The organism is Sulfitobacter sp. AS59 (assembly GCF_038899995.1).
Lineage (GTDB): Bacteria > Pseudomonadota > Alphaproteobacteria > Rhodobacterales > Rhodobacteraceae > Sulfitobacter.
The window spans coordinates 1-19,833 of sequence record NZ_JBBMQK010000011.1; the positions used below are offsets into that span (position 1 = coordinate 1).

Annotated in this window: 18 protein-coding genes; 10 read left to right on the forward strand and 8 right to left on the reverse strand. The window is 56.5% G+C overall.

Going from position 1 to position 19,833, the window contains the following annotated elements; translation table 11 throughout:
- Nucleotides 1-1,617: alpha-amylase family glycosyl hydrolase (locus WNY39_RS16955; protein ID WP_342847439.1), on the forward strand; the 1,617-nt coding region annotated here is incomplete at its 5' end.
- On the opposite strand, the gene WNY39_RS16960 is transcribed toward WNY39_RS16955, so the two are convergent.
- From WNY39_RS16960 to WNY39_RS16975, 4 genes are all read right to left on the reverse strand, one after another.
- Complete coding sequence (locus tag WNY39_RS16960) at nucleotides 1,610-2,830, reverse strand: glycosyl transferase (RefSeq protein ID WP_342847441.1); 1,221 nt, start codon at nucleotides 2,828-2,830, stop codon at nucleotides 1,610-1,612. The two genes, WNY39_RS16955 and WNY39_RS16960, sit on opposite strands and share 8 nt — an antisense overlap.
- A 12-nt stretch (nucleotides 2,831-2,842) precedes the next feature.
- On the reverse strand, nucleotides 2,843-3,634 hold the full coding sequence (locus tag WNY39_RS16965) for an HAD hydrolase family protein (RefSeq protein WP_342847443.1): 792 nt from the start codon (nucleotides 3,632-3,634) through the stop codon (nucleotides 2,843-2,845).
- 280 nt (nucleotides 3,635-3,914) lie between these two features.
- Nucleotides 3,915-4,979 carry a ParB N-terminal domain-containing protein gene (locus WNY39_RS16970; RefSeq protein ID WP_342847445.1) on the reverse strand — a complete coding sequence of 355 codons (1,065 nt, stop codon included), beginning with the start codon at nucleotides 4,977-4,979 and terminating at the stop codon, nucleotides 3,915-3,917.
- Entirely contained in the window at nucleotides 4,976-6,286 is a 1,311-nt protein-coding gene (locus WNY39_RS16975; protein WP_341236077.1) for an AAA family ATPase, read from the reverse strand. Before WNY39_RS16975 ends, WNY39_RS16970 begins: the two co-directional genes overlap by 4 nt.
- A gap of 390 nt (nucleotides 6,287-6,676) precedes the next feature.
- Between WNY39_RS16975 and WNY39_RS16980 the strand changes: the two genes are divergently transcribed.
- Nucleotides 6,677-7,375 carry a DnaA N-terminal domain-containing protein gene (locus tag WNY39_RS16980; protein ID WP_342847449.1) on the forward strand — a complete coding sequence of 233 codons (699 nt, stop codon included), beginning with the start codon at nucleotides 6,677-6,679 and terminating at the stop codon, nucleotides 7,373-7,375.
- A 7-nt stretch (nucleotides 7,376-7,382) separates the two neighbouring features.
- Here the strand turns inward: WNY39_RS16980 and WNY39_RS16985 are convergent, their stop codons facing one another.
- The gene (locus WNY39_RS16985; RefSeq protein ID WP_342847450.1) at nucleotides 7,383-7,811 is read right to left on the reverse strand and encodes a BLUF domain-containing protein; all 429 of its coding nucleotides are present in this window, start codon (nucleotides 7,809-7,811) and stop codon (nucleotides 7,383-7,385) included.
- Nucleotides 7,812-8,151: 340 nt separating this feature from the next.
- Between WNY39_RS16985 and WNY39_RS16990 the strand changes: the two genes are divergently transcribed.
- The 6 genes from WNY39_RS16990 to WNY39_RS17015 all read left to right on the forward strand — a co-directional run bounded on the left by WNY39_RS16990 (nucleotide 8,152) and on the right by WNY39_RS17015 (nucleotide 16,623).
- Nucleotides 8,152-9,402, forward strand: a complete 1,251-nt coding sequence (locus tag WNY39_RS16990) for an ATP-binding protein (protein ID WP_342847452.1) — start codon at nucleotides 8,152-8,154, stop codon at nucleotides 9,400-9,402.
- A 121-nt stretch (nucleotides 9,403-9,523) separates the two neighbouring features.
- The gene (locus tag WNY39_RS16995) at nucleotides 9,524-10,648 is read left to right on the forward strand and encodes a Hint domain-containing protein (protein WP_342847453.1); all 1,125 of its coding nucleotides are present in this window, start codon (nucleotides 9,524-9,526) and stop codon (nucleotides 10,646-10,648) included.
- Between the two features lie 347 nt (nucleotides 10,649-10,995).
- Nucleotides 10,996-12,219 (forward strand): NAD-dependent epimerase/dehydratase family protein, encoded by a 1,224-nt coding sequence (locus WNY39_RS17000; RefSeq protein ID WP_342847455.1) that lies wholly within the window; start codon nucleotides 10,996-10,998, stop codon nucleotides 12,217-12,219.
- A gap of 74 nt (nucleotides 12,220-12,293) precedes the next feature.
- Entirely contained in the window at nucleotides 12,294-13,865 is a 1,572-nt protein-coding gene (locus tag WNY39_RS17005; protein WP_342847457.1) for a cellulose biosynthesis cyclic di-GMP-binding regulatory protein BcsB, read from the forward strand.
- Nucleotides 13,862-15,703 (forward strand): glycosyltransferase family 2 protein, encoded by a 1,842-nt coding sequence (locus WNY39_RS17010; protein WP_342847459.1) that lies wholly within the window; start codon nucleotides 13,862-13,864, stop codon nucleotides 15,701-15,703. The genes WNY39_RS17005 and WNY39_RS17010 overlap by 4 nt, the downstream gene beginning before the upstream one ends.
- Nucleotides 15,700-16,623, forward strand: coding sequence for a hypothetical protein (locus WNY39_RS17015; protein ID WP_342847461.1), 924 nt, complete (start codon nucleotides 15,700-15,702; stop codon nucleotides 16,621-16,623). Before WNY39_RS17010 ends, WNY39_RS17015 begins: the two co-directional genes overlap by 4 nt.
- A gap of 84 nt (nucleotides 16,624-16,707) precedes the next feature.
- Here WNY39_RS17015 and WNY39_RS17020 read toward each other — a convergent pair whose 3' ends face one another.
- Entirely contained in the window at nucleotides 16,708-17,577 is an 870-nt protein-coding gene (locus WNY39_RS17020) for an MBL fold metallo-hydrolase (protein ID WP_342847463.1), read from the reverse strand.
- Between the two features lie 332 nt (nucleotides 17,578-17,909).
- Between WNY39_RS17020 and WNY39_RS17025 the strand changes: the two genes are divergently transcribed.
- Both WNY39_RS17025 and WNY39_RS17030 read left to right on the forward strand, forming a co-directional pair.
- Nucleotides 17,910-18,101: a hypothetical protein gene (locus WNY39_RS17025; protein ID WP_342847465.1), complete on the forward strand. Its 192-nt coding sequence runs from the start codon at nucleotides 17,910-17,912 to the stop codon at nucleotides 18,099-18,101.
- Between the two features lie 152 nt (nucleotides 18,102-18,253).
- Nucleotides 18,254-18,499 carry a DUF1289 domain-containing protein gene (locus tag WNY39_RS17030; protein WP_341236070.1) on the forward strand — a complete coding sequence of 82 codons (246 nt, stop codon included), beginning with the start codon at nucleotides 18,254-18,256 and terminating at the stop codon, nucleotides 18,497-18,499.
- A 30-nt stretch (nucleotides 18,500-18,529) separates the two neighbouring features.
- Here WNY39_RS17030 and WNY39_RS17035 read toward each other — a convergent pair whose 3' ends face one another.
- Both WNY39_RS17035 and WNY39_RS17040 read right to left on the reverse strand, forming a co-directional pair.
- Nucleotides 18,530-19,003: a DNA starvation/stationary phase protection protein gene (locus tag WNY39_RS17035; protein WP_093917422.1), complete on the reverse strand. Its 474-nt coding sequence runs from the start codon at nucleotides 19,001-19,003 to the stop codon at nucleotides 18,530-18,532.
- Between the two features lie 112 nt (nucleotides 19,004-19,115).
- Nucleotides 19,116-19,556, reverse strand: a complete 441-nt coding sequence (locus WNY39_RS17040) for a hypothetical protein (RefSeq protein WP_341236069.1) — start codon at nucleotides 19,554-19,556, stop codon at nucleotides 19,116-19,118.
- Between the last annotated feature and the right edge of the window lie 277 nt (nucleotides 19,557-19,833).

Here is a 19,833-nt window from a genome sequence, read left to right on the forward strand (position 1 = left end):
CGGGGCCGCGCCCCGGGCAACAATCTGTGGTCTGAAAAAGACGCATTAATCATCACCTACGGCAATTCGATCATTGATGGTGCGTACAAGCCATTGGATTTGCTGCATGATTTCTTGCTCCGCTATCTTAAAGGGGCCGTGAACAGCGTTCATATCCTGCCGTTTTTTCCCTATACGTCTGACGATGGTTTTGCCGTGTCCGATTTCAGATCGGTGCACCCGCAACTGGGCGATTGGCCGGACATTAACCGTATCGCCAAAGATTTCTCGCTGATGTCGGATTTGGTGCTGAACCACGTCTCAAGCCAAAGCAACTGGTTCAACGCCTACCGTCAGGGCCAGCCGCCCTATGACCGGTTCTTTTTCGAGGCTGATCCAGCCGACGATCTCAGTATGGTGGTGCGCCCCCGCACGACCCCGCTGCTGCAAGAGATCGAGACCACCAACGGCCCGCGTCACGTCTGGTGTACCTTCAGCCATGATCAGGTCGATCTGGATTTCCGCAACCCCGAGGTTTTGCTCGAATTCCTGCGGATCATCCGGCTGCATGTGGACAACGGCGTGCAGATCATCCGCCTTGATGCCGTCGCCTTTGTCTGGAAGGTCGTCGGCAGCCCGTCCGTGCATCTGCCCCAGACCCACGCCATCATTAAACTGATGCGCCTGCTGTGTGATTACACCCCCGAAAAGATCATTCTGCTGACCGAAACCAACGTCCCCAAGGGCGAAAACCTAAGCTATTTCGGCAATCGGGACGAAGCACATGCAATTTATAACTTCCCCCTGCCGCCGCTGATTTTGCACGCGATGATGTCGGGCTCGGCCCAGTATTTGCGCAAATGGCAGCGCGCCATGCCCCCTGCCCCGCTGGGCTGTGCGTATCTTAACTTTACCGCCAGCCATGACGGCATCGGAATGCGCCCCGCCGAAGGGTTGCTGCCCGAGGACGAAAAAGAAAAGGTCATTGAAACCGTGCGCGACTTGGGCGGGCTGGTGTCCATGCGCGCCCTGCCGGATGGCGGGCAATCCCCCTACGAGCTGAACACCACGTTTTACGACGCGATGAGCCGCACGTTCAAAGGCACCGATGCCTATCATTTCGACCGGTTCATCTGTTCGCAAACCATCGTGATGTCCCTCGAAGGGATTCCGGCGTTCTACATCCATTCGCTGCTCGCCACGCCAAACGATCATGCGGGCGTGGAACATCGGGGCATGAATCGCGCCATCAACCGCCACCGCTGGGATTACCCCACGCTTCAGGGCTTGCTTGCCGATCCGACCAGCCCGCAGGCCGCCGTGATGGCCGCGCTGACCGACCGGCTAAAACTGCGCGCGCGGCAAACTGCGTTTCACCCCAATGCGACGCAATTCACCGTTAACCTTGAAGACGCACGGGTTTTCGCCCTTTGGCGGCAAAGTCTGGACCGGCGGCAATCAATCTTTGCCCTGCACAATGTCAGCGATGAGACTGTCGCGATCCAGGGTGCGGCGCTGAACATGATCGAAGACGAAACATGGGTTGATCTGCTGTCAGGTGAAACCCTGCATCCCGAGATCGAGACCATATCGCTGGCCCCCTATCAGTGCCGCTGGATCACCAACCACCCTAGTTAAAGTCGGCCTCATCCGCCGCTGCGGCGGCATGTAAATCGGCCAAAAACTCAGGATCGGCAGAATGCACCCGGTTCCAAGCAGGGATAAACGGCGTCTCGCTCAGGTTCTCCAGAAAATGGCTGCCCGCGCGCATGATGTTTTCGGCAAAAAGCTCGATCGCCTGCTCTTCTTTGTGCCGGTCAAGGTGCAGCCCGTTCATCACGGCATCCGTGTGATAGGCCTCAAGCAAATCCAGCGCGGTGCGGTAATATGTGGCCTTTAGTGTGCGGAAGATATTGTTGGAAAACACGGTCCCGTCCGCGGCCAGTTTGCGGAAAATCGCCTTGCAAATATCAGTCGACATGCGGCTTAGCCCGGCCGAGGCATCCTCGGCAGACAGATCTTGGTGCTTGTGATCATAGTTATCGCAAATCTCGACCTGACAGACGGAATGCGGTGCCAGATTGCGCCATGCCTCGGACAGCACCCCGATCTCGAGCCCCCAGTCGGACGGGATGCGAAGATCTGGTAAAATCCCCGTCCGCATCGCAAATTCGCCCGACAGCGGATAGCGGAACGACCGCAGATAATCGATATAATCGCGATCCCCGACCACCTTTTTCAGCGCAATCAACAGCGGGCTGACCAGCAACCGCGTCACGCGCCCGTTCATGCTGTTATTGCCGACCCGCGCGTAAAACCCCTTGGCCACCTGATAGGGGAAATGCGGGTTTGCCACGGGGTAAATCAGCCGCGCCAGCAGTTCGTTGGTATAGGTCACGATGTCACAATCATGCAGCGCCATCACGGAACTGTCTTGGCACGACATCAGATATCCCAAGGCGGTCCAGACGTTTTTACCCTTGCCCGGCTCGGACGGTGCCAACCCCAAGGCATCAAGCCGCGCCCCCAGTTCCAGCATCCGCGGGCTGTCGTTCCAGATCACGATATGGTTCTGGTTCAACCCTTCAAAGAATTTCTTGGCGTGGCGAAACTGCGCCTCGTCCGCGCGATCAAGGCCAATGATGATGCGGTGCAGATAGGTGACCTTGGAAAGCTCTGCCAGAATCTTGGGCATCGCATCGGTTTCAAGCTCGGAATAAAGACAGGGCAAAATCAGCGTCATCTTGCGGCTCTGTGCGAAGGTCTCCAGCTCGTGGGTCAGCTCCCGCAACGACCGGGTGCGCAAATTATGCAACGTCGCGATATTACCGTTTTGATGAAAATCTGACATGCTTGGTCGCTCCTATCTAAGCTTCAACTCTAAGAGTAGTTCTAGGAGTGCAGCGTTCCACCCCTGCGGTCCGGGTAATGTTGTACGAATGATGCGGCTGGTTTCTTCGCCCGGCAACCGGGGCAGCGCGGCCCGGTACGGGTTCGCGACAATCACGCCGGTATCTGCGGCCTGCAGCATCTCGACGTCGTTCGGTGCATCGCCCAAGGCGACCGTATGTGCGGGGTTAAACTGTGCGATCAAATCCGCCATCCTGTCGGCCTTGGTTTGGCCGAAAGACAGGGTCAGGAACCTGCCGCCTTCGCGCGCCGTCACCCCCTGCCCCGCCAGATACTCTAAAAACTGTTCAAGCTGCGGGTCGTCACCTGTCCAAAGCCCCGGCTCCGAAAACCCGCGCTGTTTTGCCAGCGCTGCTTCATCCGTCGAAAGTCCGGTAACCTCAGATACCTCGGCGACGCTCATATCGCCAAAACCGCGGAAGCCCTGCCGGAGGTTTTGCGGTGCCTTATCCAACACGCCGCGCAGCGCTTCATACTGCGTCGCATCCCCCTGCCCCGCCTCGCCCGCGGGCAACAGACCTGCGCCGTTTTCCACAATGGCGGGGAAATCGGCCCAGCCAAGTGTGTCGCGGATGCGGGCAATTTCGGGGCCGGTTTTGCTGCTTGCCATGATCAACCCACCACCGCAGGCGCGCAAAGCATCCAGCGCAGGCCCAGCCGCCGAAGCGTCATAGCTGGCGTGATCTATCAACGTCCCGTCGAGATCGGAAAACACTAAGATCGGGATCGGGGGCGTTGCTACCATTAGTAATAGTTGCCGCGTAGATGCCGGCGGCACAACAGCGAAAGCAACAATTTCAGGCAAATGGACGGAAGGCGCTCAATATTTGGGCACTTATCCATATTATATTTCAAAATCAATGTGTTGAGACGATATCGCTGCTTTCACGCCCGTGGGCACCACAGGATCACATTCAGTCTCTAATCCGCATGATAGAGCCTATATCTCTAGGTTATCGGGGTACCCTGCCCCGGTTACCCATGGGTAACCATCGGGGCGGGTTACCCATGGGTAACCCGCTGGGTTACCGAATGCGCGGACCACCTTTCAAGGCTTCCTCGAAGGCGCGAACCGCTTCTTCAAGCTGCTTCTTGGGCAAGGTTGCAAAGTCGACTTCGCTGACCAAACGCACCTCGCCGTGGCGGGCCGTCACCTTTGTCTCCCCCACAAAGAACTCGAACTTCTGCTTTGGCTCCGAACGCGGTTGCGCCTTGGTGCCCGGTTTTTGTGACCCTTCGATGAACTGCTTCAGCACATCATTTTGCGCCTCGGCTGATGCGCACCCCGCCAGACGTTCGCGCAGGCTTTCCGCTTGTTCTGGCGACTGCAAGGCACGCGCGGCATCCACGCCTAGATTGCGGGAAATCGCCTTGGGCCACTGCAAGCTATCGCCAAGCGCGCTCAGCAGGAACACAAAGCTTTTGATGTAGGACCGCTTGGTTTTATGCAGCGCGCTATAAAGGTGACTGACCAGCTCCGCCGCGTCGACCTCGCTCACGCTTTCATCTTGCGCCGCGGTGATCGCGACCTGCGCCATCTCGGCAAAGGACAGATCCTCGCGCACAACATTTTCTTCGACCATGTCGACATAGCGCGAAATGCGGTCTTCGTTTCCGGATTCGATCCGCGCGGTAATGGCACTGAACTGCTCGTCCCGGGTCTCGGCGAAAAGCTGGGACAGCGCGGTGAAGCGACGCCAGCCTTTTTTCAACTGGTAGCGCCCGTTCGGCCCGACATAAACTTCGACCGGCTCACGCTGGCCACGTTCGCGGATTGACGATTTCAGCTCTTCCATCTCATCGGATTGGGCGACTTCCTCAAGCGCGAGACGGTCGCGCGGCAGATCATCGGTAAAGATTTCGGCCAGCGGGATTTGGTAAAGTACGCGGCCCTCTTCCTGCGCCTGACGAAATGTTTTGGCATCCTCCGCATTGCGGCGGCGTTGTTCAATCTTGGCTTCTGTCGCCTCTTGCAAATTTTCGGCCACGTCACGCACCGCAGCGCCCATGGGGCCAGGCTCGCGGGTCCGGCGTTTAACCGGGGCGGTTGGCTCAACAGGCGCAAATCCGAATTTGTTTTTACCACTCATTCAGCGGCCTCCTTACGTTTGCCGTTCGCTTTCCAAGCTTCAAGCACGGTGCCCAGAAACTCATCATAGGCGCGGTCAAAACTTTGCCGCGCGCGTTTCCACGTTTCGCGGGTCATCTGGCGATAGTCCTGTTCATAAACCGACATCTGGAACCGCCCCGATTGTTCGACCGCACGGGTCATTTCAATCGGATGCGCGCAGACATCGGCCCCAAAGACATTTTTGAACGCGTCCATCATGGCGCTGTGCAACGGGTTATTGGTTTCAAATCGGGTCATCAACAAACGGATGTCCGAGAACTGTTTAGGAAGTGTAATACCAGCGTCCGCAGCAAGGGCAGAAAAGCCGTCAGAAATATCGGCCATCGCATCGCCGAGCTGACCCAGATAGCTGGTCGTGCTGTCATATTCCCAATAGCCGGGGCCGGAGGGGATATAGAGGATGTCCGCCGCGAACGCCGCATTCAGCGATTGGTAGCCGATCGCGGGCGGGCAGTCGAAGATGATCATGTCATATTGGTCGTCGGGAAGTTCATCCAAGTAGCGTGCGACGCAGCCAAAAAAGCTCCAGGCTTTGTGCAGTGACCGGTATTGCGCCGAGGCAAATTCGACAAAGGCGGCATTGGAGCAGGAGGGGATAATGTCGATGGTCGGCCAGCAGGTTTTCTGAATGAAATCCTGAAACCGCTGCGCACCGATGGATTGCACATCTTCGGGCAGCTCATCAGCGGAAGGGTAGGGGCAATCGTCGGGGTCATCATAGCTTTCCATGATGCGGTTCGCCTCGCGACACAGATCCCGGCACATGATGCCCCAAACGGTGTTGCCCTCCTTGACCTCGGTCAGACCCATGGAGTGGGTCAGCGTCGCCTGCGGATCAAAGTCGATGCACAAAACGCGGTAGCCATCCAGGGCGGCAGCATGAGCGAGATGCTGGGCGACGACGGTTTTACCAACGCCGCCTTTGAAGTTGGACACGGCGACGCGCATCGCACGGCCACGGGGGCGATCTGGCAACAGCTTGCGGCCCCGGAATTTGGCACGGCGGCGCAGCTCGTTAATCTCTTCGAGGCTGAACCAACGCTGACGGCCGTCTTCTTCGGTCAGGCCTTGGGGCAGGGTAGGGTCCTCGGCCAGTTTCTTGCGCAGGGTGTCGGCGGGGACGTCGAACATGAACTGGCTGATTTCCCAGATTGAGAAGGGGCGCAGTGTCTTGACCTCTCCGGGGGAGAAGGTCGCGCGACGCACAGCGGCCTGTTGTTCCAAGCTGCGCTCGTTCATGTTAAGAAGATCGTTGTGGTCTCTCATTTTTTCTACTCGCGTTTTTTAGCCTCACATTCGGGATAACGCGATTTTCGCAATTTGGCAAAAGCTAATTTCGGGAATTCCTGAATACCAACCAGAGGCGCATCTTAGCGGCGGCCTATATTACAAAGGCTTACCGGAATATGGTGACAGATACAGGCGGGCAGGGGGTGTTTTGGTGACAGGTGGCAGCCGATAAGGTGACACTAGGCTGTCCCCCTTAACCTATTAACCTTAATCTATTTAGATTAATTGGTAAGAGAACCAGAAATCCTGTATTTTCCTGTGGGTTGACAGAAGACGGGATTTAGCGCTTTCTAAACACAGAAATGGAATCGCCCGGCAGAGGCGGACATTGAGGCAATTATAGGTTGGAAACGGGCGGGCAAAAGCGTGATAAACCCACAAAGGCTTACGGGCCCTGAAGCGAGTGTTATCAAATACGATCTGTTGACGGCGCTTAGCGTTGCCGGATTGAACGGGACGCCAACCTTGCAGATGTCATTGATGCGATTGATCGCGGCGGTCACGGCAAGATATAATTGGCGCATGGATGAACTGACCGTCGGTCAACGGGATCTGGCGCGGATGTGGTCGGTCAATGAACGTACGGTCAAGCGCGAGATCAAGCGGCTGACGGATACGGAGATTCTGATCTGCAAACGGCGCGGCGTGCGGGGCAGGGTGGCCGCCTATCGGTTGAACTATGCCCAGATTGCGAAACTGTCCGAGCATTGCTGGCAGTTGGTTGGCCCGGATTTCGACGAACGCATGAAAGGCCGCTACCGCGAGGAAGCACCCGTGAAGGTGGTGCAGCTGAGCGATTATTCGAAACCGGTCGGGGAGGAGATGCCGGATAGCAGCCCCGGCACATGGCAACGCGCGATGACGCGGCTGGCACAAGATAACGCCGATCAGTTCAAGGCGTGGTTTTCACAGTTGCAGTTTATTGGGTTTACGGGCGGCGTTTTGACCCTGCGAACCCCGAGCAAATTCGCACAGCGTTATATTGAGACGCATTTGACCCGACCCCTGCTGAGGGCAGTCGAGGCAGAGTTGGGGCCGGTCACCCGGCTAGAGTTCGAGAGTTAGAGGGGGATTAACGCAGCTCTCTGAAATCGGACAACACGTTTTGGATGGCGCAGGCGATATAGGGGTCACCACCCATCATTTGGCCGGGGTCCTGTTTCAGCTTATGGATGCTTAGGCTGGAATTGCGCGTTTCTTCGCACATATCTTTGCTTTCATAGGCCATCTTCCAGTCATCAAAGGCGCGCTTTTCAGCATCGCCTTCCCACATCAAGAAGAGTTTCCGGTGCCGTTGGTCCTTTTCAATGCGGTGATAGCATGCTTCGACCTTGTCGCGGTCGCCTTCCAGAATTTGGAAAAACATCTTGTCATAATAAACAAGAAGGCCGGTGATGCCGTCGCGGGCATTGTTCGCTTTGGATTGTTTCAAAAGATCACTTATCTGCGCGGCATCCATTTGGGTTGGTGTCGTGCTGAAATAGATCATTTGATAAACCACTGGGTGCGATATCCTTCTGGATGGGATGCTGATGTGTGAATGTGTTTTGATGAAATAAGAATTCAACAATCAACGCAGCAGGTTCCAATAGGTTCCAAAAATATTTTCCATTGGGCGATTTATTTTTAGATAGCCCGCGCAGCACGGGCATCGGCTGGTGCGATTTTCCGGTAATGGGCAAATACCGGACACCCTAATGATCAAATGGTGATGCTTCTAATAGACAAATGGTGGGGGATTTAGTACACAAATGGTGGCGGCCTGACAGGTGCTGCTGAAAACAGCCGTAGCGGAGGGCAGGGCGATAACACAGACAGAGGCATATTTACCCCGGCACCTTGTGACCGAGCTGGAAGAGGCGTTGGCATCGGCGCGGGTGGTGAACCTGATCGGGCCGCGGCAGGTGGGCAAGACGACCCTTGTCAGGGATCTGTTCGGGCATGGCCGTTTTATCACCTTGGATGATGCCGCGATCCTGTCCGCGATCGAGGCTGACCCGGAAGGGCAGCTTGCCAGTTTGATGCAGGATTTGGGGCCAGCCCCGCTGATTATTGATGAGGCGCAGCGGTCAAAGAAGCTGGCCTTGGCGATCAAGCGTGTTGTCGATGCGGACCGCCGCAAAGGGCAATTTGTTCTGACCGGATCGTCGAACGTGTTCACGACCACCGATGTGGCGGATTCGCTTGCCGGCAGGATGCGGACGCTCAAGCTTTGGCCCCTGTCCGTGGCCGAGATTAAAAGCGCGCCGGTCAGCCGTCTGGTGGATTGGGCGATGCAAAAGCAGCCGCAGCTTGGACAGATATCCGAGCCTGAGGCCCTTGGGCGGGGGGAGTACATCGACCTTATTCTGGCGGGCGGGTTTCCGGAAACCAGAACGCTGCCCCTGCGGGCGCGGCAGCGCGGGTATCGCGACTATATCGACGCGGTGGTTGAACGGGATGTGGCCGACATCACGCCGGTTCGCAAACCGGATGCATTGCGCATTCTTATTGATCAAATGGCGGCGCGATCTGCGCAAGAGATCAATACATCCGAGTTGGCCAAACTGACCAAGTTGCAGCGGGTGACCGTTGACCAATATCTGGACGTTCTGATGCGTCTTTCGATGCTGACCAAGCTGGGGGCGTGGACATCGGGCGAAGGCAAACGTGAGATTAAGCAGCCGAAATATCATTTTGTGGATTCGGGGGTCGCCTGTGCCTTACGGCGCTTTACCGACACGAGTTTTAACATTGATAACACGCCGCAGGCGTTGGGCGGGTTGTTGGAAAGCTTTGTCGTCGGAGAGTTGCAGCGCGCCTTGCCCCTGCAGGACGCTGATTACCGGATGTACCATTGGCGCAGTGCTGACCAGCGGGAGATTGATATCTTGATCGACGGGGGCAATCATCTGGTTAATGTTGAGGTAAAATCCTCTGCCACCGTCAGCATGGATGATTTCAAGCATCTAAAGTGGTTTGCCAAAGACGGGCCGGGTCGGACCAAATCCTGCACCGGGGTGGTGTTCTATTTGGGGCGCGAAAAGCTGTCGTTTGGCGACGGGAATTATGCCCTGCCAGTCAGCGCGCTGTGGAGCGAGATCGCGCTCTGACCGTTTAACGCGGGCTGGTTTTCACGCGTGGCCCTGCCGCTATTGTCGCCAATTTTACGTTTCACAGGTTGTTAGGGACCGGTGCCTATATCCTCGGGCCGACCGCCTGAAGGAACCTAGTATGCCGTTAACCTGGGACGCGCTTTACCTTGGCAAAACTGCCCTGGATATCGACGAAGTTGAAAACGATGGGGAACAAGCCGACAACGCGGCTGTGTTGGTCGGGACAACCTATGGTTCGACCGGTGACCCGCTTTGGGATCACGTTGTTACGGTCACGGCCATCGACAACAGCGGGCAGGCGAACATGCTCGATAGTGATAACAATTTTAACTATGACCAACTGCGGTTTGATGCCGATGACGGGAACGGTTTGCAGACCAATATCTTTGACGCGGCTTCGATCTATAATGCGACGCTGACCTATACCGACGGCACCACCGCAGGGATCACGGCGGTGATTATGCAGGACACGCAGGGGAATTTGTTTCTTGCGCCGGAATATCAGGCCGGACCCGATATCGCCGCGATGGAGGCTAAGGCGATCAAAAGTTTGTCGCTGGATTCGGTAAACTCACCAGTCGGTGAAGCGGTCATATCGCGCATTCAGACCGATTTTGTGTGCTTTGCCTCGGGCACCATGATTGCGACGCTTGAGGGGGAGCGCGCGGTCGAGGATTTGGAGCCCGGCGATATGATCATGACCCAGGACAACGGGCCGCGGCCGTTGATGTGGCGGGGCGCGCGCAGGCTGAGGTTTGCCGTCGGGGCGCATCATCCGCAGCAGCCGATTGAGTTTAAGCCCGACACGCTTGGCAGGGGTCGCCCCTCACGCAGGCTGGTCGTGTCGCCGCAGCACCGCATGTTGATGCACAATGGCCATCGCGAGGTGTTGGCCCCCGCGCTTGGGTTTGTCGCAGCGGCAGGGGTGCGGAAAATGCGCGGGGCGCGGTCGGTTACCTATCATACATTGCTGCTGCCCAATCACGAGATCATCACGGCAAATGGCGCCCTGGTCGAAAGCTTTTATCCCGGTCGTATGGGTATGGAGGTGCTGACCGCGATGCAAAAGCTGATTGTGGGCGTGGTGCGACCCGCGGTCCTGACGGACCCTGATCGTGGATATGGCCCCTATGCGCGCAGCACCATCAGCCGCCGCGAGGCGGAAACGCTGCTGCGTGGCGCAGGAATCCGCAACATGTACAAGAGCGGCGGCGTGACGGGGCAACGGCCCCTTGTGCAATAGGGGTGCGAGGGCAGGGGCGACAGCCCCGCTAATCAAGGCCGCCTAGAATCGCCTGTCAGGCATGCGCTGGAAAGCGGGTCATTCACCGGCGCGCGGGCAGGGGGGCTGGCAGATTCGGCCCGTACCACCTGAAACTTCACGAAAAAGCCATATTCTCATACGCCGAATGGTTAACACACCTATCCGGAGGGATAGCCCCACAACCAAATGCATCCATTTTCTAGCCAGCCGGGGCCAAGACGCGGCTGCTGGTCTTCTCTTAAAAGCTTCTCATGACCGGTGCGAAACAACAGCACCTCCCCCGGCTGGATCAACGGCCACAAACGAGAAAACGGGAAGAGAACGAGATGGACAAGCAACTGAAAAATATCTTGGTAATTGGCGGCGACGGTTTTTGCGGATGGCCCACAGCACTGCACCTGTCGCAGCTGGGCCACAACATCACCATCGTTGACAACCTGTCACGCCGTCGGATCGACGAAGATCTGGGCGCGAACAGCCTGACCCCAATCCAGCCAATCGACGTACGCATTGCCGCATGGCACGAGGCGACCGGCAAAACCATCGGTTTTGAACATATCGATGTCGCACTTGAATATGACCGGTTCGAAGCACTGCTTGGTGCGCTGAAGCCCGACACAGTGATCCATTTTGCCGAGCAGCGCGCAGCACCCTATTCCATGAAGGGGATCACCGAGAAACGCTATACTGTCGATAACAACATCGGCGCGACGCATAACCTGCTGGCCGCGATCACCAACCTGAACCTTGATACACATATCGTTCACTTGGGAACGATGGGGGTTTACGGCTATGACGACGACGGTATGGAGATCCCCGAAGGGTATCTGAAAGTTTACATCCCCGGCGATGACAAGCAGATTTTCCAGCGCGACATTCTGTACCCGACAAATCCCGGTAGCGTCTATCACATGACGAAATCGATGGATCAGATCCTGTTCCAATTCTACGCCAAGAACGACCGCATTCAGATCACCGATCTGCATCAGGGGATCGTTTGGGGTACACAAACCGAAGAAACCAAACTGGACGACCGCCTGATGAACCGGTTCGACTATGATGGTGACTATGGCACGGTTTTGAACCGCTTTTTGATGCAATCGGCAGTCGGTCACCCGTTGACGGTACATGGCACCGGTGGTCAGACACGCGCCTTTATCCACATCCAAGACACGGTGAAATGCCTTGCCTTGGCTGTCGCGAACCCCCCGCAAGAACGCAACAAGGTCAAAATCCTGAACCAGATGACCGAAACACACACCGTACGCTATTTGGCAGAGTTGGTTGCCAAAGCGACGGGTGCCCATGTTGCCAATGTCGACAACCCCCGCAATGAGGCCGCTGAGAACGGTCTGCGTGTATCCAACAAAACGTTTATCTCACTTGGTCTAAAGCCGATCACTTTGGCCGAAGGTCTGTGTGAGGAAACACAGCAAATTGCACAGCGGTTTGCAGATCGTTGCCGCATGGACATGATCCCATGCGTCTCGACCTGGACCGAAAACCAACGTCCCGGCGTGGTCCCCTCGTCTGCCGTGGCGGCCGCTTAATCCAGGCGGACTGGGCTGTCGACATCGTCCAGCGTCGATGTTGGCAGCCCGGATGGCCAGATTGGAATTGAAAAATGCGTTTGATCGGCATCGGATTGTTAGCGTTTGTTTTGATGGGCGCGGCTTTTACTCTTTCTTATCTTGATGCTTGGCAACGCAGTATGCACCACCTCAAGGGTCTGGTGAGCGGCCCGCAGCTTGTGTTTGAAACCAGCGCCCCGTTGCAATCAAAGTTTGGCTCGAACGAGACCGTGATTTACCGCCGCGACACGGCAACCCCCATCATTCTGTCCGGTTTGCCAGCTTACCAAAACGCCATATTCGGGTTGCCCGTCGATACGCGCCCAACCGAAGGTTATCTTCAAATTGATGCGACATATCAGGTTCTTAGCGAAGTCGAAGGCACCTTGCGTATCTCGCTGAACGGGACCCGCCGCGCCGAAGTATTGCTGCGCCCGGGCGAGGTTAAAAAATCCGTCCAAATTATTCTTACGCCCGCAGACCTTGCTGGCGACAAAATCGAGGTTTCATTTAGCATGATCGGTGCACGGCCCAACGCAGGATGTAGCGCGGAAACCAGCCAGGTCGCCACGGTCGAGATCGAGCCGAGCAGCGCGCTTTTCCTTGCATTGGATAGCCCGATCGAGAGCGCACGTGACCGGATGATTTCATCAAGCGGCGCCGCGACTGTGGGATGGTCACCGTGGTTTACGGCCACGCGTAGAACAAACCAGATGATTGCAGCGGCGCAGTTGGTGCGCGGCAATACCAAGGTTAACTTTGTCGCCGGGAATGCGGCCAACGTGCTGACCACGCCCGAGCTGAAAATTCTGGCCGCCGAAGAAGGCCCCATCGTCGAGCCGCCCAAACAGTGGCCATTGGCCGTTGCCGCCACAGGGCCGAATGCGGGCCTGCGCCGGTTCCAGCGTCGGGTCAGCTGGCGCACCCGCTATGATCTGACGGAATACGAAGCCTATGAAATGCCCGCGACGTTTGATTTCGATCTGTTGCTCGGGTTTTTGGATGCAGATGCGTATTGGACTGTAACAACATCGCTGAATGGCCGCGTTGTTCAGATGGATAAGGTGCCGGTCGGCGATACGTCATTTGGCGCGACGGTTGATCTGCCCGCCGATCTGCATGAAGCGGTGAACGTGATCGAGGTCACGGCCTCGTCCTCGCAACTGCTGGTCGGTGTGTGCAACAACGGGCCCGAGCTGATCGCGGAAATGCAATCGGATGCGCAATTGATTGGCGGCGGTCCCAGCTATCTGGGCAAGCTGTCCGAGCTGCGCGCGACATTGGCCAAACGCGCGAACGTCGGCATGCCTGAGGTGCCCGCGCTGACGCCCGCAGAAGCCGAGGCGGTCGCCTTGCTGATTGCTGCGGTGTTGCCTGAAGAGATGAAAATCAAAAAGGCACCGCAATGGGCCAACATTACCCCGTTCAGCCGCGCTGATTTGGGTGTGCTGAGCCTTGAGGATGACGGCACCGCAAACGGCTGGCTTGTTTATACGCATCAAGATGACGACGAAATTATTGCGCAGCCGGTGTCTGACGCAGCGATTGCGGCGCTTAAGCTTAATCCGGTCACCGGCATTTTGGTGCAGTTTTCAAACCCTCAAACCAAGCAGGCGGGCCAATGACAGCGGTAGAATCCTCAGACAACCGCGATCAGATCACGTTCGTGTCGGTCGACAGCGCCCCGAAGAAATTTGCGGGGCCAGTCTCGCAGTTGCGCGGGCCGGCCATGCTGGGGGTGTTCTGCATCATTTCGGCGGTGCTGCTGTGGTTGGTGAACACGCCCACCGGCAGCGTGATGTTCCCCAATCGCGATATTGTTTTTTCCCCCTACGAGGGGCGCCACGCGGTTGCGGTGCGTATCTTTATCATTTCGTTTTTCATCTCGTTCGCCGTGTTCTCTTCGGCGGGGTGGAAAGGCAAAACGCTGTTCGCATTCGATCTGGTGCTGACATACGGGTTCGTTTGCGGGATCTTTGATCTGGCCAATGCGGTGTTGGAAGATACGCTTTCCGTGGCCTATTCGCTGCATTTCAGTGCCTTTTTGTCGGGGCTGCTGGGGTTTGCGGTCTATTCGTTCAAACTGCTTGAACGCGGGCGTATGCCGATGCGTATCCGGATTGAACATCGCCCGACAAGCAACAAAAAGGCGATGCTGCGGCTGGCTGTGGTGACGCTGATCGCGGCGCTTGTGTCGGCCAGTTTGGGCAGTATGGATCTGTGGATCGTGCAGAAAATGCGCAGCCTGACCTTGCTGGGCGGGATCGGGCCGGGTGTGTTTTTGTTCCTGCCAACGCTGTTTGCCCAGCTGTATATTCTGGCGATTTACGATGTGAAAACCGCAAAACGCGCCGATTTTAGGCCGCCGGTCAGCATAATTGTTCCGGCCCATAACGAACAATACATCATCGAGAATACGATCAAGGCGATGGACAAAGCCGCCGCGCATTATCGGGGCGAGGTTCATATTCTGATCATGAACAACAACTCAACCGACGACACAGAAAGCATCGCCCGCGAGACGCTGGCCGCCTGTACATCGGCAAAAGGGCGGGTGATCAACGTCCCTAAACCGGGCAAATCGAACGCGTTGAACGCCGGGCTGGACGCGACAGAGACTGAGTTTCTGGTGCGCGTCGATGCCGATACCTTGGTGGGCGAAGACAACCTGACACGGGCCATGGCCTATTTTTCGGACCCGTCTGTTGGGGTGGTGGGCGGCGTGCCTGTGCCTCCGGGTGGCGCCTTGTTCGACCGCGCGCGCCTGCTTGAGGTTTTGGTCAAGCACGGGTTCTATTCCGTTGCCATGGGGGCGGTAAACGGGGTTGTCGGTATTCCGGGCATGTTCGTGGTCTACCGCACAGAACACCCGCGCTATCTGGGCGGTTTTGTTGAGGGGATGAACGGTGAAGACACCGATATTTCCCTGCGTATTGGTGAATTGGGCTTTCGGTCTGTGGTCGACCCAAAGCTTAGATATGTGTCCGAAGTGCCGTCGTCCTATGCGCATATGCGCGAGCAGCGGATGCGCTGGTTCAGGTCCATCTATCACATCAGTTCGCGGTGCCGTGATCTGATCTATTCAGACTGGATGACCCTGCGCGGCAAAATGATCCTGCCCTATATGCTGATCAATTCCGGGCGCCGTGCGATGTTGGTGCCGCTGATCTTGTTCGGCTGCATCGAATACGGTTTCGGGTTTAACCCTGACAGTCCGCTTGTCTGGCAATCAATCGTGGCGGTCACCACGGGGGCACCGGCGATCATTGCGGTCATATCGTCCTTTCTGAACGGCGTGCCCAAGGGGGTGATCTGCCTGCCGGAGTATCTGATTTTCCGGATTTTGCGGGCCTATTTCACGCTTGAATCGATGATGAGCATCTTGATCAAGACCGAGGGTGAAAACCTCGAGATCGCGTTTAAGCGCGACATCATCCCAAGCACACCATTGAGGGTCGCATGACAGCTTCAAATCACATTCTACGCGCTTTGGCGCTAGCGTTTTGCGCTGGGTTTTGGGGCCATCAAGCGGCGGCTGATTTCAAAATGACCGCCGTTGCGGATATGGCCATTGGCGTTGAATCCAAACTGCTGGGCGAGGGGGATGCACAGCGTCTGGGCCTTGCGAATGTTGCAAGCGTGGACGCGCGGATGAAATTCACCAATCGTATCGGGGCAGGGCGGGTGCTGTCTTTTGGCGTGGGGCTTGAGGCGAGCGCATACCCGTCAGAAGACGCGAGCGACAAAGTCGCGTTGGCCTTTACGGGCAGCTATCAGTTTAACCTGGATGCTGCGAAGAAATGGCAGGCGCGTGCGTTTTTCAAACAGAAGTTTTCGCGCGCACAGGGGACCTTGGCCTTTTCCCGCACCCGGATCGGTGGGCGGCTTCAATACAAACATAGCCCGGCCCACACGACCCGTATGCAAATGCGTTTCGGCCACCGCAATCAAAACGAGGACCTGTTGGCCGGGTATGACCAAGGGGAGCTTTTGCTGAGTGTTACCCACCAATATCGCCCCAGCAAGGACCGGTTGATGGTCGCGGCGACGCTGTATGGTGAGGCGCGGCGCGCTGACGATCACAAGTTTAGCTATGATGAAATTGGCGGCCGTTTGGTTGTCAGCCTGCCCCTGACGGAAAAGACCACTGTGTCGGGCCGTATCGCCGCATTTACCCGCAATTATGACGGGGCGTTTTCCAACCAGTTCAACGTCGCGCGCGCGGACAAGCGTTTTTCGGCGAAGGTGCAGATTGACCGGCGGTTTTCCAACCGTTTGCGCGGGTCGGCCTATGTCGGGTGGGAAAAGAACCAGTCAAATATCGTGGCGCGTGCCTACGGCGGCCCGGTGGCCGGGCTTGGGCTGCGCATGTCGTGGAACTAGAATCCGCCCATCCTCCCAGATGGCGGGTCAGGCCCATTGCCCAATCGCATAACGCGTCAGGGCAATGGGCACATGCCGCAAGGTTTAGCGGCTTTCGAAGTAGTTGAGCGGCAGTTTCAAATAGGACCGTCCATTGTCCTCTGCCGGGGGAAGGCGACCGCCGCGAATGTTGATCTGAAGGGCGGCCAACATCAGTTTTGGCAGGGCCAATGTTGCATCGCGGGCATCGCGCACGGCGCGGTATTCAGCTTTGGTCGGGTTGTCCTTCCAGTGGATATTTTTGGCGCGATGCTCTGCCACGGTTACTTCGCAGGCGGCGGGGCGATCGGGCGCATAGTCGTGGCCGACAAAGATACGCGTGTCTTGGGGCAGGGCCAGAATGGCAGAGATACTGTTGTACAGCTGCCCCGAATCGCCGCCCGGAAAATCAGCGCGCGCACTGCCGCTGTCCGGCATCATGAGCGTGTCGTGCACAAAGGCCGCATCGCCCGCGACATAGGTGATCGACGCCATCGTATGACCGGGTGAAAACATCACCGTCACAGGCACGTTGCCGACCATGAATGTATCGCCATCCGCGAACAGATGGTCCCATTGGCTACCATCTGTGGGGAAATCATCGGGCAGGTTATAGATGCCCTGCCACAGGTTCTGCACGCCGGTTACCTTTTCGCCGATTGCCGTTTTGGCACCTGTTTCAGCTTTCAACCACGGCCCGGCAGAGAAATGATCGGCATGGGGATGCGTGTCGAGAATCCATTCCAGATCGATCCCGGTTTCGCGCACATAGCGTAAAATCTGTTCGGCGTTTTTGGTCGATGTGGCACCGGCCAGCGGATCGAAATCAAGTACAGGATCGACGACCGCCCCCTTCATGGTGTCGGGGTCGTGAAAAACATATTGCCAACTTCCGGTTGGTTCGTCCCAGAAACTTTTTACGACTGGATTGGTCATATTTACCGTCCTTATGCTCGGCTTGTGTGGCCTATAAATACTGTCTAAAAACATATATAATATATTGAATATATATTTCCAGTGATAACAGAATTTAACCGTAACCCGCGCGGCAGCGTGGTCATCTGACCTAAGTCAATTTCCGCCGAAACCCGCAAGACGTCTTGACCCATCGCGCCAGATAGTATCTGAGTGTTTAAGTAAGAATAGCGCGAGGTCATGAATCCTCGTATGGTAACGATGGGTGCTGTCCCGCAATGGGTCACACTCATTTACCCCGCCTGCTATGCCCCGAACGGGCTCGCCCGGCATTCAGTAACCCGGAGGCACATATGGCAGAGATCGCCCAAACCCAGACGCCCCGCACCCGTTCCGAGGGTGAGCGGATGTTTAATCCGGCGGATCTGGAGGCCAGACCAACTTGTTGCAGGCGCGAAGTGATGTACGATGCGCTGTGCGAAGGTGTGTGCGATACGGCCTGTTTGGAAGCCCTGTTTGATTGGCTGGATGAGCGCAAACAATGATGCAAACATGTGGTCGAGGTAAAGTGACGCGGGGCAGGGGGCAATTTACCCTGTGGTGCCTTGGCAAGCGGTGCCTGTCCGCCTAGAACTCCGCAGAATCTCCCTCTTGTACCTTTTCCCCCCAGCTTGATTACGGATCAGCAAGGTGTCTCATGGCTAAAACCCCAAGTCCCTGCATTGACGTTTGCAAATTCAAACGCGAAGGGCATTGCATCGGCTGTTCGATGACAAAGGCGCAAAAATCGCTGTTCAAGTCGCTGAAAAAGGACGGACACCGCACGGGCTTCATTCAGATGTTAACCGCGCAGCAAGAGCGGTTGGGCAAGTATACGCATTGGGATGCGGCGTATCGCAAAAAGCTGGCGAAACGCAAAATCGCGGCCGAGAAGGTTCTCTAGCCGCGATTTGGTCTTGTAACATGGTCTCTATCAGCCCGCGAGATGTGCGCGCAGGAACCAAGCGAATTTTTCATGCGTCGTGCCGCGCGAGATGCACAGATCTTCGGTCAGTGTGTCGCCATGTTCAGCCGCCAATTCGCCGGCACCCGCAAGTGTAGAGGCCAGCGTTTGCTGCGCTTCCATCATGATGCGGATCATCTCTTTGTCTGTGGCGTGGCCATCATGTTCGCTGACTTTGGAACGCTTCAGCATACCGGCAAGCGTGCCTTCTGCATGTACGTCCAACGCGCGAACGCGTTCGGCCAGATCGTCCTGACCGATAAAGTGGTCTTCGTAAATCTTCTGGAAAAGATCGTGCAGCGGGCCGAAACCCATGCCTTTTACATTCCAGTGGAAATTTTGCGCAAGCATCGTGGTCACGGCGGTTTCTGCAACGGACTGGTTCAATGCGTCGGCAATTGCTGTCTTGGCGTCGGTGGTCAACGCGGCTGCGGTCTGAGTCATCTGCTCACCCCAATTTTGGTGTTAAAATATGTGGCTGGCTGGCGGGCAGCTTGCTTGCCTGACCATTAACATAGACGCCAAAATCGGTTTGCCAAGTCTTTTTAGAATTATTCTAAATCTGAGAGAATTGATCGGAAATGCGACCCAGCAAAAAACCTATATATCTACGGTCTGCGGGGGTGATCCGCGACTTTAACAAAAAGCTGAGGTTGCTGGTTTCGTCGTCCCAAATACAGAACAAGCAGCGCATTACCCACGATTCGTCGAACGACAGCTCTGCCGCGCCGGGGGCAAACCAGGTGATTGGTTTGCGGGTGGCACCGGGCAGGCATTTGATAAAGGTTTCGACAAACGTCCGTTTTGCGTCTTCGCCATCAAGGGTCAAAAGCGCGCATGCCTCGTAAAGGTCGGTGCGTGCGGCGGCCCGGCAGGCCATTGCAGCCAAACGCAAATGATTAAGAACCGCCCGTTGCGCCAGTGTCATCTGGAATGTGGGGGCAGGGCGTTCAAACGCGCCGTGTTCCATCATCGGCAGAGTAGAAAGTTGCGCCATAGAAATGGGTATCCGTTGGTTCAAAGCTGCGGGATGAATCGCCCGCTCTTATTCCCGACTATACTTATAAGGTATTAGCATAAATTCAAGCGGGGAAATTTTTCTGAGCGGTTTTTGCCGATGGGTGTTCTGTAAATGACGGTGCGGGAAACCGTTTCATTGCCGATCTTCGCCAAGACGCTTGAAACCGCTCGGTAAAATGGGCAGAAACTTGGCAAACGGCCCCCAGCCAGATGTCGCCCCGATGACAGGACACAGCCAGGCCGCCTTCATATTT

What these genes read in the sequence shown, in the direction of transcription:
- WNY39_RS16960 (WP_342847441.1), bottom strand. Translation starts at nt 2,830, where the DNA reads ATGTCAGATTTTCATCAAAACGGTAATATCGCGACGTTGCATAATTTG.
- WNY39_RS16965 (WP_342847443.1), bottom strand. Translation starts at nt 3,634, where the DNA reads ATGGTAGCAACGCCCCCGATCCCGATCTTAGTGTTTTCCGATCTCGAC.
- WNY39_RS16970 (WP_342847445.1), bottom strand. Translation starts at nt 4,979, where the DNA reads ATGAGTGGTAAAAACAAATTCGGATTTGCGCCTGTTGAGCCAACCGCC.
- WNY39_RS16975 (WP_341236077.1), bottom strand. Translation starts at nt 6,286, where the DNA reads ATGAGAGACCACAACGATCTTCTTAACATGAACGAGCGCAGCTTGGAA.
- WNY39_RS16995 (WP_342847453.1), top strand. Translation starts at nt 9,524, where the DNA reads ATGCCGTTAACCTGGGACGCGCTTTACCTTGGCAAAACTGCCCTGGAT.
- WNY39_RS17000 (WP_342847455.1), top strand. Translation starts at nt 10,996, where the DNA reads ATGGACAAGCAACTGAAAAATATCTTGGTAATTGGCGGCGACGGTTTT.
- WNY39_RS17005 (WP_342847457.1), top strand. Translation starts at nt 12,294, where the DNA reads ATGCGTTTGATCGGCATCGGATTGTTAGCGTTTGTTTTGATGGGCGCG.
- WNY39_RS17010 (WP_342847459.1), top strand. Translation starts at nt 13,862, where the DNA reads ATGACAGCGGTAGAATCCTCAGACAACCGCGATCAGATCACGTTCGTG.
- WNY39_RS17015 (WP_342847461.1), top strand. Translation starts at nt 15,700, where the DNA reads ATGACAGCTTCAAATCACATTCTACGCGCTTTGGCGCTAGCGTTTTGC.
- WNY39_RS17020 (WP_342847463.1), bottom strand. Translation starts at nt 17,577, where the DNA reads ATGACCAATCCAGTCGTAAAAAGTTTCTGGGACGAACCAACCGGAAGT.
- WNY39_RS17025 (WP_342847465.1), top strand. Translation starts at nt 17,910, where the DNA reads ATGGCAGAGATCGCCCAAACCCAGACGCCCCGCACCCGTTCCGAGGGT.
- WNY39_RS17030 (WP_341236070.1), top strand. Translation starts at nt 18,254, where the DNA reads ATGGCTAAAACCCCAAGTCCCTGCATTGACGTTTGCAAATTCAAACGC.
- WNY39_RS17035 (WP_093917422.1), bottom strand. Translation starts at nt 19,003, where the DNA reads ATGACTCAGACCGCAGCCGCGTTGACCACCGACGCCAAGACAGCAATT.
- WNY39_RS17040 (WP_341236069.1), bottom strand. Translation starts at nt 19,556, where the DNA reads ATGGCGCAACTTTCTACTCTGCCGATGATGGAACACGGCGCGTTTGAA.